The sequence below is a fragment of the Rhizobium sp. SRDI969 genome, assembly GCF_025152725.1.
Classification (GTDB): domain Bacteria; phylum Pseudomonadota; class Alphaproteobacteria; order Rhizobiales; family Rhizobiaceae; genus Rhizobium; species Rhizobium leguminosarum_I.
This window is the reverse complement of record NZ_CP104035.1, coordinates 3,700,381-3,717,704: the sequence shown is the minus strand read 5'-3', so window position 1 is coordinate 3,717,704 and position 17,324 is coordinate 3,700,381. Positions and strand designations below refer to the sequence as shown.

The window sequence follows — 17,324 nt, the reverse complement described above, 5'->3', positions numbered from 1 at the left end:
AATACAATTTTAACGAATCGTCGGATTTTTCCAGTTTTGGGATTATTTCAGCGGAATGACGTCGACCGCCTGGACGGCGCGGTGGCCGCCATAGCTCTTCAAGACGCCGATGACGGGGACGACATCGGAATAGTCCCGGCCGTAGGCGACGACGATGTGGTCCATGCCGGCGGGAATGTTGTTGGTCGGGTCCAGTTCGATCCAGCCGATCGTCTCGCCGCACCAGATGCGCACCCAGGCATGCATGGCGTCTGCCCCTTCCAGCCGTTCCTTGCCGGGTGGCGGGATCGTGCGCAGGAAGCCGGAGACGTAGCCGGCCGGAATGCCGAGGCTTCTGAGAGCCTGGATCATCACATGGGTGAAATCCTGGCAGACGCCGCGCTTCAGCTTGAACGCCTCGAGCGGCGTGGTGTCCACCGTCGTCGCCTCCGGGTCGTAGGTGAAATCCTTGTTGATGCGGGCGCAGAGCGCATGAGCGATCTGCATGGCCGTCAGATCAGGCGTGGCGCAGCTTCGCGCATAGTCGGCGATCTCGCGCGCTTCGGTGAGGCGCGGGCTGTCACCGAGGAAATGGTGCGGCGAATCCGGCGCCAGCGACCACATGCCTGATACCTCCTCCGGCAGGTCGGCAAGCAGCGGCGAGAAATCGGCGGCGATCGGCTGGCTTTCCACCTGTACCCGGGCCTGCATGCGAATGTCGAGCGTCTCGTGCGGCGCGCGCAGCAGGAAGGAGGTGGTGGGGTGATGGAAGAAATCGACGAAATGCGACTGCTCGTCCGGCGAGGGCGATATGGTGATCGAGCCGGCGATCAGCCGCTGCCGATTGGTCAGCGACAGGGGCATCAGGCGCATGATGTGGCGGGCGCCGGAGGCCGGCGCGTCGTAGCTGTAACCCATGTGGAGGGAGAGATCGTAGAGCACGGCCGTCACCCGAGATAGGTCTGGGCGAGCAGATCGGAGAGCTGTTCCAATTCGCGTTCCAGCCGCTGATAGACTTCGACGCCCATGCCCTCCGGCGTCATCACCGCTAGGCCGGAATGGAGCCGCATCGCCTCGCGGTAGAAAGGCGACATCTGGCCGTTGATCATGGCATTCGGCAATTGTTCGACCTCGTGATGGATCTCGTTCACCTGGAAGAGAACCGAACGCGGGTTGAGCGGGTCGAGCGCCAAAAGGTCGGTGACGGTCAGCCGCGCGGTGTTGACGTTATAGCGGCGGCGATGGGTCATGACGCTGTCGCCGATCTCCAGCAGCATGTCGAGCGCGCCGTCAGGCGCTTCCGGGCCCGACATGTGGCCGAGCAGGCGCGTCATGTGCAGGCCGCGTTCGATATAACGGCCGAGCGAAAGGAACCGCCAGCCGGTGAAGCGGTACATGTTTTCATGCATGAGACCGGCGAAGCCTGCAAGCTTCCGCAAGAGGATCGTCATCGCGTGGCTGGCATCGTCGCCGGCGGCGACGGTGACGTGGAAGCGGCGGGCGGTCTTGGCGAGATCGTTGAGCGCCAGCCAGCCGTCCGGCGAGAAACGGTCGCGGATGTTGCTGGCCGAATAAACGGCGCTGTCGATGTTGCGCATCAGCGTTTCCGGTACGGCGTCGGCAGTATCGATATCGACGGCTGAGAGATAATCGGAGACGTCGGCGAGCAGCGGTTGGTTCGGATCGGCAGCTTCGGCGTAACGCGCATGCCAGGCGCGCAGGATGCGTAGTGCCCCTTCGGCGCGTTCGATGTAGCGGCCGAGCCAGAACAGGTTGTCGGCCGCCCGACTTGGCAGGCTGCCCGGCATGTTGCGGGTGAAGCTGCCTTCGGCGGGCAGCAGCGTGTGGCGCTCGACCGGCTTGTCGCTGACGATCCAGACATCGGCGGCCGCACCGCCGGACTGCATGGCGATCGCCGCGACATCGGCGCCGGAGCCGATGCGGGCAAAACCGCCGGGCATGATCTGCCAGCCGTTTGCGGTACGCGCGGCGAAGACGCGCAGCGACATCGGCCGCGGCACGAGCTTGCCGTCCACCCAGGCGGGTGTGGTCGACAGCGTGACGACCTCCTGGCCGACGAGCTTCGGGCCGTCCGAACTCAGCCAGTCGGTGATCGAATCCTTGGCGGCCGCGCGCAGCGATGAGCCGAGCACGGATTCGCCGTTATCGTCGAAGAAGGGGGCACGGGAATAGGCAGGGCCGATGACCATCTTTTCGATGTTTTTTGCCACGTGCTCGCGCTCTTCCTCCTGACCGCACCACCAGGTAGCGATCGAGGGCAAATGCAGATCCTCGCCAAGCAGATGGTGACAGATGGTCGGCATGAAGGCGAGAAGCGCCCGGGTTTCAAGAATACCGGTGCCGAGCGCATTGACGATGGTGAGGCTTTCGGCGCGCAGCGCTTCCACGAGGCCGGGCGTGCCGATATGCGAATTTTGGTTCAACTCCAGCGGGTCGGCAAACGCCGAATCGAGACGGCGCCAGAGCACGCCGATCGGCTTCAAGCCGGCGACGGTGCGCACCATGACACGGCCCTTGACGACGGTCAGATCCTCGCCCTCGAGCAGCATGAAGCCGAGATAGCGGGCGATGTAGGCGTGTTCGTAGTAGGTCTCGTTGGCGGGGCCGGGTGTCAGCACGGCGATGCGGTCGTCGCCCGAATGTTTCATACCCTGTAGCGCGTCGCGGAAGGCGCCGAAGAAGGAGGCGAGGCGATGGACCGGGGTTTCGGCATAGATATCCGAGAAGGCGCGAGTCGTCGCGACGCGGCTTTCCAGCGCGAAACCAGCGCCTGAGGGAGCCTGCGTCCTGTCGGCGAGCACCCACCAGTTGCCGTCAGGACCGCGGCCGATCTCGAAGGCGCAGAAATGCAGATAATGACCGGATGCCGGCTTGATGCCGGCGAGCGGGCGCTGGAATTCGGGATTGGCGGCGATCAGTGCCGGCGGCAGGAAACCTTCCTCCACCAGCCGGTTGTCGCCGTAGATATCGGCGATGATCGCTTCCAGCAGGTCGGCGCGCTGGACGAGGCCTGCCGAAAGCGTCTGCCATTCGCGCTCGTCGATCAGCACGGGGATATGCGAGATCGGCCAGGCTCGCTCTCCAGTGCCCTTGCTGCCATAGGCGCGATAGAAGACGCCGGCATCACGGAGGTAGCGATCGGCGCGGGCGAAACGCTCGGCGAGATCCTTTTCCGGCATTGCGCTCAGATGCGAGAGGAAATTTTGCCAGACGGGGCGGACGGCGCCGTCGTTGTCGACCATCTCATCGGCCGTATCGGGATGCGGCGCATAGTCGAAGGCCGCATTCTTGGCGATGCGGTCCTCTGCCTCTTCCCTGCGCTCCACTGCCGGCTTCTTGCCCATCAAAACCTAAGCCTCAAACCCTCGGCCTCAAACCCCGGCGGGCCGCCTCAGATCCAGCGTCAGCGGAAATTCCGGCGAACCCGTCTCGACGCGCGGAATGTATCCGCCCGCCGTATGCCCCCACGGTTCGAACCGGGTGAGCCGTCTTGCTTCCGCCTCGTTACCGTTGACCGGGAAGGTGTCATAGGTCCGGCCGCCCGGATGGGCAACATGATAGATGCAGCCGCCGATCGAACGTTTCGACCATGTATCATAAATGTCAAAAGTCAAAGGTGTGTTGATCGGCAGGACGGGATGCAGGCCCGACGCCGGCTGCCACGCCTTGTAGCGGACGCCGGCGACCGACACGCCCGATGTGCCGGTCGGCGCCAGCGGCAGGGTGCGGCCATTGCAGGTGACGGTATAACGCGAGGTGTTGTTGGTTTCGAGCCGCACCTGCAGGCGTTCGACGGAGCTGTCGACGTAGCGGGCGGTGCCGCCCGGCGCGCCTTCCTCGCCCATGACATGCCAGGGCTCCAGCGCCTGGCGCAGTTCCAGCTTCGAGCCCTCGTATTCGACCTCGCCGCAGAAGGGGAAGCGAAATTCGAGCTGGGCCTTGAACCATTCCGGGCTGACGTCGAAGCCGTTTTCGCGAAGATCGGCGAGCACGTCGAGGAAGTCGGCCCAGACGAAATGCGGCAGCATGAAACGATCGTGCAGGGTCGTGCCCCAGCGGACGAACTTGCCGTCGACCGGATTGACCCAGAAACGGGCGATCAGCGCGCGCACCAGCAATTGCTGGGCAAGCGACATGCGCGCGTTCGGCGGCATCTCGAAACCGCGGAACTCGATGAGGCCGAGCCGTCCTGTCGGGCCGTCAGGCGAGAACAGCTTGTCGATGCAGATCTCGGCGCGGTGGGTGTTGCCGGTGACGTCGGTCAGAAGATTGCGGAACAGGCGGTCGACGAGCCAAGGCAGCGGTTGCTGGCCACGGCCGGGGGCTCCGATCTGCGCCATGGCGATCTCCAGCTCGTAGAGGCTGTCGTGACGAGCCTCGTCGATACGCGGCGCCTGGCTGGTCGGGCCGATGAACATGCCGGAGAAGAGGTAGGAGAGCGCGGGGTGACGCTGCCAGTGGAGGACGACGCTCTTTAAGAGATCGGGACGGCGCAGGAAGGGGCTGTTGTTCGGATTGGCGCTGCCGACGACGACATGGTTGCCGCCGCCGGTGCCGGTATGGCGACCATCGATCATAAACTTGTCGGCGCCGAGCCGGGTCGCGCGCGCCTCCTCGTAGATCGCCGTGGTGATGTCGACGCAGTCCTTCCAGTTGGAGGCCGGATGGATGTTGACCTCGATGACGCCGGGATCCGGGGCGACGCGGATGACGTTGATGCGCTCGTCCTGCGGCGGCGGATAACCTTCGATATGGACGGGAAGCTTGAGCTCGGCGGCGGCGTTTTCGGCGGCGGCGATCAGCTCGAGATAATCCTCGATGCGCTCCACCGGCGGCATGAAGATGCAGAGCCTGCCGTCGCGCGGCTCGACCGACATGGCGGTGCGTACGGCGCCGCGAAGCTCGCCGAGCGTCTGTTCGATCCGGCCGCGATTGCTCTCGTCGGCATGGAAGGAGGCTTCCGGCATGGCGCGGCCGGCCGGCACGAAGACATCAGGCAGAGGTCCGCGCGGGATCGTTGGATCGGCGGGGTGTATATAGGGGTAACGCGCCGGGGGAACATAGGGCAGCGTGCCGAGCGGCAGGCGGTATCCGATCGGACTGTCGCCTGGGACGAGGAAGATCTTGCCGCGGCGGGTGCGCCATTTCTCGCTCACCCAGACCCGTGTTTCGGCTGCCTTGGCGTTCCATGCCTGAACCGGAAGGACGTAACCGGTCGGGGTCGTGAGGCCGCGGGCGAAGACGCGGGCGATACGGCTGCGCTCTTCGGGATCCTTCAGCTTCGAATTCGACGGATCGACATTTTCGGGAAGGCTGCCTTCCTTGATGATCCAGTCAGCGGGGTCCTCATAGGCCGGCTGCACCATGTCGGGCTTGATCGCCAGCTCCTTTGCGATTGCCGTCAAGAGCTTTTCAGCATCCTCGGCTTTGACGCCGGTATCCTTGCCTTCGGCGGCGACCAGATCGAGATTCTGCCAGACCGGCTTGCCGTCGCGGCGCCAGTAAAGCGAGAAGGTCCAGCGCGGCAGGCTTTCGCCCGGATACCATTTGCCCTGGCCATAATGCAGGAAACCGCCGGGGGCGAAGCGTTCGTGCAGTTTGCGGATCAGGATGTCGGCCTTTTCGCGCTTGGTCGGGCCGACGGCGGCGGTGTTCCACTCCTCGGACTGGAAGTCGTCGATCGAAACGAAGGTCGGTTCGCCGCCCATCGTCAGATGCACGTCCTCGGCCTCGAGGACGCGGTCGACCTTCTCGCCGAGTTCGTTGAGCTCCTCCCAGCTTTCATCGGAAAAGGGCTTGGTGATGCGCGGGTGCTCGGCGACGCGCGAGACCTTCATGTCGAAGGCGAACTCGGTTTCGGCCTCGCCGAAATAACCGCCGGAAATCGGCGCGGCGTTGCGGTAATGCGGCGTGGCGGCAAGCGGGATGTGGCTTTCGCCGGTCAGCAGGCCGGACGTCGGATCGAGGCCGACCCAGCCGGCGCCGGGCAGATAGACCTCCGCCCAGGCATGCAGGTCGGTGAAATCGACTTCGGTACCGGAGGGGCCGTCGAGCGCCTTCAGGTCCGGCGTCAGCTGGATGAGGTAACCGGAGACGAAGCGGGCGGCGAGGCCGAGATGGCGAAGGATCTGGACGAGCAGCCAGCTGGTGTCGCGGCAGGAGCCCTTGGCAGTTTCCAGCGTTTCTTCCGGCGTCTGCACGCCGGTTTCCATGCGGATGACATAGCCGATCTGCCGCTGCAAGCGGGCATTCAGGCCGACGATCATATCGACCGTCGGCTGGTCGGGCGACCAGTCGAGCGTCGGCAGCAGCGCCTTCAGGCGCGGACCGGCCGGCTCCGGCGTCATGTAGATCGACAGATCCTCCTGGATCGTTTCAGGGTATCCGAAGGGCCACTTGGTCGCCTCTTCCTCGACGAAGAAGTCGAAGGGATTGTAGACCGTCATGTCGGCGACGAGATCGACCTCGATCTTGAATTCGGTCACAGGGTCCGGAAAGACATAGCGGGCAAGGTAGTTGCCGTAAGGGTCCTGCTGCAGGTTGACGAAATGGTTGGCGGGCGTGACCTTCAGCGAGTGGCTGAGCACCCGTGTCTTCGAATGCGAGGCAGGTTTCAGCCGGATGATCTGTGGGCCGAGGCGGACCGGCTTGTCATAGGTGTAATGCGTCAGATGATAGATGCTGGCTTTGATCGACATATTTCTCTTTTTATCCGGCTCGCATCGTCGTGCGGCTTGCTGTTCCCGAAAATCAGTGTGTGCAATGCAGCGAAAGAAAGCAAGGCGGAAAGGCAGGCAGCTTTTATGCCGCCTTGGCAAAGGTGACAGCCGCCTTCAGGCCCTTGCCGCCGGTGCCCGGCTCCAGCGTCAGCGCGGCATTGAAAAGATTGGCGATTTCTTCGACGATCGGCAGGCCGAGGCCGGCACCGGGCGCACCGGAATCATTGCCGCGCGAAAAACGCCGGCGCACTGCTTCCAGCTTCTCGCGCGGAATGCCGGGGCCATTGTCCTCGACTTCGAGGCGGATTGTCTCCGAGGCGGCGATGATCCGGACGGTGACCTCAGCTCCCTTGCCGGCATAGGCGATGGCATTGCCGGCAAGGTTGCGCAGCATTTCGCCGATCAGCAGCGGCTCGGCGCGGACCATCGCCGGGCTCTCGCCCTCGAAGCCGAGATCGATGCCAGCGACGGCGGCCGTCGGGATCTGTTCGCCGGTGATCTCCTGGGCAATGGCGGCGAGATCGATGGCGGAGGCGGTCAGCGCCTCCTTGGCGGTGGCGGCGTCGATCTTGGCCATCAGGAGAAGCTGGGCGAGGATGCGTTCGGCATGTGCGACCGCCTGGTCTCCCTTCAGTGCTGCCGCCTGGGCCTCATCGAGCGAGCCGGCGCGGGCGGAAAGGGCGAGCTGAGTGCGGATGATCGCCAGCGGCGTGCGCAGCTGATGGCTGGCATTGCCGGTGAAATGGCGGAGCGCATCCAGCGCCGATTGCAGGCGGACCATGAAGGAATTCACCGTATCGACCAGCGGCTCGACCTCGCTCGGTACGGTCTGCTTGATCGGATGCAGATCATCGGGGCTGCGTTCGCCGATGGCGTCGCCGAGCTTGTAGAGCGGGCGGAGCGCCACCGTGACCGAGATCCAGACGATGACGGCCGCGCCCGCGATCATGAAGGCGAGGCGGAGTGCGGAGCGGACAAGGATTGCCCGCGCCAACTGCCGGCGGGCGATGGCGGTTTCAGCCACCGTCACGACGAAGGGCACGGAGCGGATTCCTGTCGATGCCGAACGTTCAAGTGTGGCGACGCGGATCGGTTCGCCGCGGAAGGTGTTGTCGGCGAAGGAGGCGGCATCGCCCGGCGTCTTCTTCAGGACCGGCAAGGACTGGTAGCCGGTGATGAATCGGCCCGGCGGGCCGTCGACGCGGTAGAAGACGCGATCCTGCGCGGCCGAGGTCAGCATCTCGAGTGCGACATAGGGGATATCGACCTGCAGCGTGCCATCCTCGGCGACGACGACGCGCTCGGCGATTGCCAACGCGGAACCGGCGAGGACGCGGTCGGAGACGATATTGGAAGTCTGGACCGCCTCGCGGTAGGTATCGGCGAGTGCCAGCGCGCCGATGACGGCTGTCGAGACCAGCAGCCAGAAGAGCAGCCGGCGTCTGAGGGAATAGGCGGCTTTCATGAGGCCTCGGGCAGCTTGTCGAGATAATAGCCGATCCCGCGAGCAGTCTTCACGGTCAGTCCGTGCGGCGACAGGCGCTTTCGTAGGCGGCTGACATATTGCTCGATGGCGTTTGCGGAAATGTCGTCGTCGAAGGCCGTCAGCGATTGAATGATCGCCTCCTTGGCGACGACCTTGCCGGCCCGCATGAAGAGGATTTCGAGCAGGCCGAGCTCGCGGGCGGGAATATCGAGGGGCGTGGCGCCCGATGAAAAGGTGCGGGAATTGAGATCGAAGGAGATGCCGCCGAAGCTGACGGTCGCCGAGCGCAGCCCGGCCTGGCGGCGCAGCAATACGCGCACGCGGGCTTCGAATTCGGCGATGTCGAAGGGCTTGATCAGATAGTCGTCGGCGCCGAGATCGAGGCCCTTCACCCGTTCTTCCGGCGTGCCGCGCGCGGTCAGGATGAGAACGGCCGCCTGGTTCTGCCGGGCGCGCATGGCGCGCAGCACGTCGAGCCCGTCCATCTCGGGCAGGTTGAGGTCGAGGATCACCAGATCGAAACTTTCCGCGGCGATGACCGCATCGGCAGACGCCCCGTCATGGACGACATCGACAGCATGGCCCGTGCCGCGCAAGATCACCGACAGGCCATCGGCCAGCGCGATATTGTCTTCGGTGAGCAGGATGCGCACGGATGTTTCCCCTGTTTTTCAAAGGAGATTACAGAGGTGAAGGAGGGATGTCACAGCGATTTTGAAGCTTACAGCGCCGCGCGCCTTATCAGCCGCGCAAAGGGCGCTGTAACACTTTGAATCTACGCAACGTGCTTTCCGAAAATCGATTGCGATTTTCTGGCCGATGCGCCAGTGAACGGCCGGGAAAGGCTCGACCTCAGCTCCCGGTTCTTTCGATCCGCTCGCGCTGCGTCATCGCGGCGGCGAGGAGTTTCTGGAAGCGGGGATCGTCGCGGATGTTGTCGAGGTCGGAATCATTATCGAACCATTTGATATGGTAGACGGAGCTGTTCGGCAGCAGCTTCTGCAGCAGATCAATCGCTTGGTCGAGGTCGCCGAGGACGGAGTAGACGCAGGCGAGATTGTACTGCGCGACGATGTCGTCGGGATCGATGGCGATCGCACGAGCCGCCCAGTCGCGTGCCCTTGCCGCATCGCCGAGATGGGCAAGCGCCAGCGCGCCGCGATGGGCCGGGCCGGAATTTTCCGGATTGAGGTTGAGGGCGCGTTCGGCGCGGAGCAGGCCGAGGCGCGCCCAGTTTTCCGTATCCAGCACCCGGCCGAGCGAGCGGTAGGCGGACATCAGATGGATCGGCGAGACGTAATCATCCGGGCGGATTGCGGCGGCGCGGGTGAAATATTGCACGGATTCGGCGAAGTTGCCGCGCATGAAGAAGAACCGGGCATAGTGGAAATTCGCCTCGAAGAGATTCGGGTCGAGCGCCAGGGCACGCTCGAAGGCCGCCGCCGCCCTGTCGTCGTAGCCGCTCTGGTGCAGGGCGAGACCATGGGAGGCGTGGGCTTCGGGAAGGTCAGGATCGAGCTCCAGGGCGCGGGCGCTCATGTCGAGGATCCGCCTCAGCGGCACGTCATCAGGCGCCCAATCGCGGATCGCCGCGTCGCAATCGGCGATGCCGGCATAGGCGCGCGCATAATCCGGATCGAGCTCGACCGCCTTGCAGAACATGCGCCTTGCGAGCTGCAGATAAGATTTGGTCCAGGTGTGGGAGAGCTGGCGGCCCCTGAGATAGTAGGTATAGGCCTCGACATTGGCGGTTGGCTCATTGGCGATCGCCTTCTTCTCTTCCGGCAGCAGGCGCACCTTCAGCTGGCCGACGATCGCATGGGTGATCTCGTCCTGGATGGCGAAGATGTCGGTCATGTCGCGGTCGTAACGCTCGGCCCAGAGATGGTCGCCATTGGCGGTGTCGATCAACTGACCGGAAATGCGCACCCGATTGCCGACGATGCGCACACTTCCCTCGAGCACGTAGCGCACGCCAAGCTCCTGAGCCAGCCGCTTCACCTTCACCGATATGCCCTTGTAGGTGAAGATGGTATTGCGCGGCACGACGTGCAGGCTGGAGATCTTGGAGAGATCGGTGATGATGTCTTCGGTGATGCCGTCGGAGAAATAATCCTGGTCGGCATCACCGCTCATATTGGTGAAGGGAAGCACCGCGATGAAGCAGGTGTTGCGGTTCTGCGCGACCAATCTGGCGGAGGAAGGCGGTGCCAAGCTGACGGTATAGACCTGAACGGGCTGCCGGATGTTCTTCAGCATATGTTCGCCGATGAATTGAAGCCGAGATTGAGGCGCGAGCCGACCTGATCGCGCACCGAGGCCGACACGGCGATGCCGCCCGGCGTTGCGATGCGCTCGAGCCTGGCGGCGAGATTGACCCCATCTCCGAATATGTCGCCGTTCTCGACAACGACGTCGCCGAGATTGATGCCGATGCGGAATTCAACGCGTTCGTCCTTGGGCACGTTCTCGTTGCGGGCCGCCATGCTGCGCTGGATTTCGGCGGCACAGGCGACCGCATTCACCACGCTCTGGAATTCGGCAAGGATGCCATCGCCGGTGAGTTTGACGATCCGGCCCTTGTAATCGGAAATGCGAATGTCGACCAGCTCGCAGCGATGGCGGTTCAGCGCCTGCAGGGTGCCGGATTCATCGATGCCCATCAGTCGGCTGTAGCCGACGACATCCGCAGCGAGAATAGCGCTCAGTCGTCGTTCCATGACCCCTCCATGGATCTTCCCAGATTAACCTAGCTATTTATAGAGTTTTTGTCGCATAGAGTCGTCCCCCGAAAAAGAAATTCGGGCGGTTTCGACGTCTTTACGCGGCAGCGGACCGTATAAACCCCGTTGATCTTCATCAATACTCTAAAAGGGTGAAGGATGGAACCGATCCCTAATCCTTTATGATGAAAGGACAATTCACATCGGAGAAAAACGGAATGTTCTGCTTTGGTCGACAGTTTCTGAATCGGCATCATAAAACCAATCGCCGAGCGATTTAAGGCTTGAACCGGAGCTGGAGGCATAGCCTGAAAGACGAATCGGGAGGGAATCAAAAACCGGATGAAATGGTGATTTGCGCTTGCCTCAACTGTTGCCGTGAGGTGGGGGCTGGTTATTGTGGCGACGGTTTCAAGCGCAACGAGGGTAGGAATGACAGGTCCGGTCCGGAATTTTCTGGAGTTTCGTGATATTCCGGAGGCTGGGCTTCGGTCGATCATGGGTCGCGCCGGTGAGCTTGCCAAAGCCTGGGACGAGCGCACGATGCCGCAGAGCCTTGCGGGCAAACGCGTCGCGCTGATTGTCGATGATGGCGGCTGGCGCAATACGACCGCCTTCGATCTCGGCATCCAGGCGATGGGCGGTATCTGCGTGCACGTGCCGATCGGCTTCAATGCCAGGGAGGACACCGGCGATCTCTCGGGTTATCTTGGCAACTGGTTCGACATGGTGGTGATCCGCACGAAGGAATTTGCGACATTGAAGGCGGTGGCTGCAGCCTCGCCGGTGCCTGTCATCAATGCGCGCACACGCTCCAACCACCCCTGCGAGACGCTCGGCGACCTTGCCTATATCAAGAGCCGGCGCGGCTCGATCGATGGGTTGAAGGTCGCCGGCGTGGCGGCGGACGCCAATATCTTCCGCTCCTGGGTCGAAGCGTCGATTGCGCTGCCGATCGAGGTGGTCCAAGTCTATCCCGAACGCTGGCACGTCCGAGACAGCGCGTGGCTCAATGGGCGCTTCCGCGCGAGCACCGACATGGGCGAGCTATCGGATGCCGAGGTCGTCATCACCGATTCATGGCCGAGTGACGTTGCGGGGGAGGCGCTCGCCGGCTACCGGATTGGGACCGTCGTGCTCGATCGTTTGCGAGAGGATGCAATCTTCCTGCCGTGCCCGCCGGTTACGCGCGGCCAGGAGGTGACGGCTGGGGCGATGGAGCATCCGCTTTGCCAAAGTCGCGCCGCCAAGGCCTTTCTGCTGCACGCGCAGAATGCGTTGATGGAGTGGATCCTCGCCTAGTTCCGGCCTTCGATCTCCACTGCGCAGAATGTTCATGATAGAAGCGGCGAGGGATCGGGAGGTTTGACAGATGGCGGGACTAACGATCGAACTCGCTGACAGCGAGACGGAGATGATCGCCGTACGGGGCCTCTGCCGATCATTCCGGCAATGGCTCTATGACAATTACCCCCAGCATCGGCCAGTGATCGATCTCTATTACAACCCGCAAAAATTCGAGGCGCTGCTCGTCGACCTGCCGCAGATTCACGCAAGGCCGAAGGGCGCGATCTTCCTGGCGCGGATCGATGGAGAGCCTGTCGGCTGCGTCATGCATCACGCGCAGGCGCCTGACATTGCCGAGATGAAAAGGCTTTTCGTCTCGGCCGCCGCTCGCGGTCGTGGTGTTGCCGTCGCGCTCTGCGAGGCATCGATCGCCCAGGCGAGAGCTGACGGCTATCACTCGATGCGGCTTGATACCGGCATTTTTCAGACGGCAGCGCAGGGGCTCTATCGCCGCCTCGGCTTCCGGGAGCGGGATGCTTATTATCCGGTTCCGCCGGAGCTCCAGCAGATCCTGCTCTTCTTCGAGCGGGAACTGTGATCCCGTCACGCACCGCGTGCCGCCTCGGCCGCGCCTTGCTCCTCCCGGCGCGCTCAGGCATTGTTGCTGCATGAGGAGAGTTTTCATCTTGCTGCTGGCGTTCTGGCCGGGTTTTGCCCTGGCGGATCAGGCCTTCTATCCGGCAAAATCGGGCAATGCCGATGCGCCGGTGCTGACGGTTTATTCCTCGCTCGACGAACCGTTGGCGCGGCCGATGATCCGGGGTTTTCAGGCGGCCAATCCCGACGTCGCGGTCAAATACGAGGACATGCTGACGGGCGACATCTACGACCGGATCGTCCGGGAGACGGATGCCGGCAAGAAGACGGCGGACTTCGCCTTTTCCTCGGCGATGGACCTGCAGGTGAAGCTTTCCAACGACGGCTATGCGCAGGTCAGCAACCTGCCGATGAGTGCGCCATGGCCGAAATGGGCGAACTGGCGTAACACCGCCTATGCGCTCACCTTCGAGCCGGCGGTGTTCGTCTATCACAAGCCGAGCTTCGCGCATGAGCCGGTGCCGAGCTCTCGGGCTGAATTCGTCGATTATCTGAAGCGCAAGGGCAACGACGTCCATGGGCGGATCGGTACCTACGATATCGAGCGCTCCGGCGTCGGCTTTCTTTTCATGGCGCGCGACCAGGAGCAGTTCGGCGACATCTGGTCGGTGATCGGGGCGATGGGGGCTGCCGGCGTCAAGCTTTATTCGACGAGTTCGGCGATCCTCGAACGTGTTGCCGACGGGCGCTTCGTGCTCGGCTACAATATTCTCGGCTCCTATGCTGCCGACTGGGCCTCGCGCTATCCCGATGTCGGCATCGTGCTGCCGAAAGATTATACGGTGGTGATGTCGCGGATCGGCCTGGTGCCGCAGGCCGCCGCCGAGCCGGAGCTCGGGCGGCGTTACCTGACCTTCTTCATGTCGAGGGAAGGGCAGACGATCATGGCGCGCGAGCTGCAGATCCCGGCCGTGAGCCCCGAGGTGGCAGGGGAAAATACCGCCAATACGCTGCAAGAACTGCTCGGTGCCCAACTGCGGCCGGTGCCTGTCAGCCCCGGGTTGATGGTCTATCTCGACCAGGTGAAGCGGGCGCGGCTGATCGCGCACTGGAACGAGGTTCTGCGGATGCAGTGAAGGCGGGATTTGGACCGGCACCTGCCAATTACGGCAAAAAAGTGTCCGCTGCTTCTGGATATCTCGCCGATGTCAGCTAGATGACAGGTTGTTATGGTCGCTTTGGCTACTTCTTCTCCGTGGAGGCGGAGAGCTGAAGCCTTGGGAGGTATTCCGCTCGTCATTCAGGACTCTTGCGTCCGCTGGCCGGCCATTCCTCCCGATTCCCTTGAGAATAACAGGCGGTCTGCTCAGCCGCCGACGGAGGACACATCGTGAAGCATACGTTCATCGCAACCCTTTTTGCAGCGACCATCGCGCTGCCGGCCTATGCGGCCGACTACACCATCATCGCGCCGGCCGCGCCAGGCGGCGGCTGGGACCAGACGGCCCGTTCGCTGCAGACCGCGCTGCAGCAGGAGAAGATCTCCGGCAACGTGCAGGTCCAGAACGTCCCCGGCGCCGGCGGCACCATCGGCCTTGCGCAGTTCAGCAGCCAGGCTGCCGGCAACCCGAACTCGCTGATCGTCGGCGGCTATGTCATGGTCGGCGCGATCCTCACCAACAAGTCGCCGGTGACGCTCAAGGATGTCACGCCGATCGCCCGTCTGACCGGCGAATATGAGGCCGTCGTCGTTCCTGCTGCATCCGAGATCAAGACCATGGCTGATCTCGTTGCGGCGCTGAAGAAGGATCCGGGTTCGGTTTCCTGGGGTGGCGGTTCGGCCGGCGGCACCGACCATATCACCGTCGGCCTGATCGCCAAGGCTTCCGGCGTCGATCCGACCAAGATCAACTATGTCGCCTTCTCCGGCGGCGGTGAAGCGCTCGCCGCCATTCTCGGCGGCCAGGTCACGGCCGGCGTCTCGAGCTATAGCGAGTTCGAATCGCAGGTGAAGTCAGGCACGCTTCGTCTTCTCGCAGTCTCCAGCGATAAGCGCATCGACGGCGTCGATGCCCCAACACTGAAGGAAGCCGGCACCGACGTCACCATCCAGAACTGGCGAATGGTCGCCGCTGCCGCAGGCCTCACGGCAGAGCAGGTCGCAGCCATCACCGCCGATTTCGAGAAGCTGCATACCTCCGCCACCTGGCAGGAAACCCTGAAGACCAAGGGCTGGGCCGACACCTATCTGTCCGGCGATGCCTTCAAGGCGCAGCTCGAGAAGGATGTCTCGGCCACTGAAAGCATACTCAAAGACATCGGACTTGTTCAATGAGCGAGGATAACACCTCCTCGGCAACAATACGCCGCCCTGATTGGGCGGCGTTCATCATTGCCGTTTTCCTCTTCGTCGTCGCCGGCGTGATGGCCTGGGATGCCTTGCATCTGAAAACGATCGCGCAGTACGACCGCATCGGTCCTGCGACAGTGCCTCAAGTGGTGGCGTTCGGCCTCTTCTGTCTCGGGATCTGGACCGCCTTCGAAGCCTGGCGCGGCGATTTTCCCGAACGTGACCGGCAGGAAGTCGCACCCGTCATCTGGATCGTCGCCGGTCTTGCCGGCCAGATGCTGCTTTTGCGCGTCGCCGGTTTCTCGATCGCGACCGGCATTCTCTTCGCGCTGACGGCACGCGGCTTCGGCAAGCGTAAGCTCTGGATCTCGCTGCCGCTTGGCATCGTCATCAGCTTCGTCGTCTGGGCGATCTTCTCGCAGCTGCTGCAACTGACGCTGCCGGCCGGCCCGCTCGAACATCTGTTCTTCTGACCGCGCCGACGCGCTGTCAGCTGTTTTGATTTTGCGCGGCGCCTGACCCCGAAATCGGATGGTCGGGAACGCCGCTTGGGACACCAAGATGAACACATTCGAATTCCTATGGCAGGGTATCCTGGTTGCGATGCAGCCGATGAACCTGGTTTATGCGCTGGTCGGCGTGACGCTCGGCACCGCCGTCGGCGTGCTTCCCGGCATCGGCCCGGCACTTACCGTGGCGCTGCTGCTGCCCGTCACCTACAAGCTCGATCCCGGCGGCTCGCTGATCATGTTCGCTGGCATCTATTACGGCGGCATGTATGGCGGCTCGACGACCTCGATCCTGCTCAATACGCCGGGCGAAAGCGCCTCGATCGTCACCGCGCTCGAGGGTAACAAGATGGCGCGCGCCGGGCGCGGCGGACCGGCGCTGGCGACAGCGGCAATCGGCTCCTTCGTCGCCGGGCTGATCGCCACGCTCGGGCTCGCCTTCATCGCGCCTTACATCGTCAAGCTGGCGCTGGTCTTCGGGCCGCGCGAATATTTCGCGCTGATGGTGCTTGCCTTCGTCACCGTCTCCTCGGCGTTCGGCGACTCCGCCTTGCGGGGCCTGACCTCGCTGTTCATCGGTTTCGCGCTCGCCATGGTCGGCATCGACCAGCAGACAGGGCAGGCCAGGCTTTCCTTCGGCATCCCCGACCTGCTCGATGGTGTCGAGGTGACGACGCTTGCTGTGGCGATGTTTGCGATCGGCGAGACGCTTTATATCGCCGCGCAGGGCGACCGGATCGCGGAGAAGGTCGAGGCGGTCAAGGGTTCGCTCTGGATGACCGCTGAGGACTGGGCGCGTTCGTGGAAGCCCTGGCTACGCGGCACGCTGATCGGTTTCCCGATCGGCGCGATGCCGGCGGGCGGCGCCGAAATCGGCACTTTCCTCTCCTATGCGACCGAAAAGCGGCTGGCGAAAAACCCGGAAGAGTTCGGCCATGGCGCGATCGAAGGTGTGGCCGGCCCCGAGGCCGCAAACAACGCATCGGCCGCCGGCACGTTAGTGCCGCTTCTGACGCTCGGCCTGCCGACGACGGCAACGGCGGCGATCATGCTTGCCGGCTTTCAGCAATACGGCTTGCAGCCGGGACCGCTGCTGTTTGCCACCAATCCGCAGCTCGTCTGGGGGCTGATCGCCAGCCTGCTCATCGCCAATGCGATGCTCTTGGTGTTGAACCTGCCGATGATCGGGCTCTGGGTAAAGCTGCTGACCATTCCGAAGCCATGGCTCTATGCGGGCATCCTGCTGTTTGCGACGCTCGGGACGATCGGCGCCAATCCGTCGGTGTTCGAGCTCGGCATGCTGCTCGCCTTCGGTCTGCTCGGTTATGTGATGCGGCTCTTCGGCTATCCAATCGCGCCAGCCGTCGTCGGCCTGATCCTCGGCCCGCTTGCCGAGCAGCAGCTGCGCCGGGCGCTGGCGATCAGTCAGGGCGACGTCACGACGCTGGTGATGTCGCCGATCGCGGCGGGCCTGCTCATTGTTGCAGCCGCCGCCTTCCTCATCCCGTTGATCCTGCGGCTGCGCGGCAGGGGACAGGTGCTCTCGCAACTGGCGGCAAACGAAGACTAGCGCATCGGCCCGAAAATCGGAATCGATTTTCGGAAAGCGCGAGGCGCAGATTTCAAAGTGTTAGAGCAAGAAAAAGACCACCC

Annotated in this window: 11 protein-coding genes and 1 pseudogene; 6 read left to right on the top strand and 6 right to left on the bottom strand. The window is 63.2% G+C overall.

Translation table 11 applies throughout. The features are described from left to right. Window positions 1-42: 42 nt before the first annotated feature. From N2A41_RS18490 to N2A41_RS18465, 6 genes and pseudogenes are all read right to left on the bottom strand, one after another. Entirely contained in the window at window positions 43-930 is an 888-nt protein-coding gene (locus N2A41_RS18490) for a transglutaminase family protein (RefSeq protein WP_260109434.1), read from the bottom strand. Then, window positions 927-3,344, bottom strand: coding sequence for a circularly permuted type 2 ATP-grasp protein (locus N2A41_RS18485; protein ID WP_260109433.1), 2,418 nt, complete (start codon window positions 3,342-3,344; stop codon window positions 927-929). Before N2A41_RS18485 ends, N2A41_RS18490 begins: the two co-directional genes overlap by 4 nt. A gap of 27 nt (window positions 3,345-3,371) precedes the next feature. Beyond that, on the bottom strand, window positions 3,372-6,698 hold the full coding sequence (locus tag N2A41_RS18480; RefSeq protein WP_162116957.1) for a transglutaminase family protein: 3,327 nt from the start codon (window positions 6,696-6,698) through the stop codon (window positions 3,372-3,374). A 103-nt stretch (window positions 6,699-6,801) separates the two neighbouring features. Next, a complete protein-coding gene (locus tag N2A41_RS18475) occupies window positions 6,802-8,184 on the bottom strand; it encodes a sensor histidine kinase (protein ID WP_260109432.1) in 1,383 nt (460 codons plus the stop codon). Beyond that, window positions 8,181-8,858 (bottom strand): response regulator, encoded by a 678-nt coding sequence (locus tag N2A41_RS18470; protein ID WP_260109431.1) that lies wholly within the window; start codon window positions 8,856-8,858, stop codon window positions 8,181-8,183. The genes N2A41_RS18475 and N2A41_RS18470 overlap by 4 nt, the downstream gene beginning before the upstream one ends. 199 nt (window positions 8,859-9,057) lie before the next feature. Continuing rightward, window positions 9,058-10,925: pseudogene (locus tag N2A41_RS18465) on the bottom strand (TPR end-of-group domain-containing protein). 435 nt (window positions 10,926-11,360) lie between these two features. Between N2A41_RS18465 and N2A41_RS18460 the strand changes: the two are divergent. The 6 genes from N2A41_RS18460 (at window position 11,361) to N2A41_RS18435 (ending at window position 17,241) form a co-directional block, all read left to right on the top strand. After that, window positions 11,361-12,230 (top strand): ornithine carbamoyltransferase, encoded by an 870-nt coding sequence (locus N2A41_RS18460; protein ID WP_003552767.1) that lies wholly within the window; start codon window positions 11,361-11,363, stop codon window positions 12,228-12,230. Between the two features lie 70 nt (window positions 12,231-12,300). After that, on the top strand, window positions 12,301-12,813 hold the full coding sequence (locus tag N2A41_RS18455; protein WP_003552765.1) for a GNAT family N-acetyltransferase: 513 nt from the start codon (window positions 12,301-12,303) through the stop codon (window positions 12,811-12,813). 88 nt (window positions 12,814-12,901) lie between these two features. Next, a complete protein-coding gene (locus N2A41_RS18450; RefSeq protein ID WP_003552762.1) occupies window positions 12,902-13,948 on the top strand; it encodes an ABC transporter substrate-binding protein in 1,047 nt (348 codons plus the stop codon). Between the two features lie 254 nt (window positions 13,949-14,202). After that, a complete protein-coding gene (locus N2A41_RS18445; RefSeq protein ID WP_003552759.1) occupies window positions 14,203-15,147 on the top strand; it encodes a Bug family tripartite tricarboxylate transporter substrate binding protein in 945 nt (314 codons plus the stop codon). Further along, window positions 15,144-15,635 carry a tripartite tricarboxylate transporter TctB family protein gene (locus tag N2A41_RS18440; protein ID WP_017967878.1) on the top strand — a complete coding sequence of 164 codons (492 nt, stop codon included), beginning with the start codon at window positions 15,144-15,146 and terminating at the stop codon, window positions 15,633-15,635. The genes N2A41_RS18445 and N2A41_RS18440 overlap by 4 nt, the downstream gene beginning before the upstream one ends. 88 nt (window positions 15,636-15,723) lie before the next feature. Beyond that, a complete protein-coding gene (locus N2A41_RS18435; protein ID WP_003552756.1) occupies window positions 15,724-17,241 on the top strand; it encodes a tripartite tricarboxylate transporter permease in 1,518 nt (505 codons plus the stop codon). The last annotated feature ends 83 nt before the right edge of the window (window positions 17,242-17,324 follow it).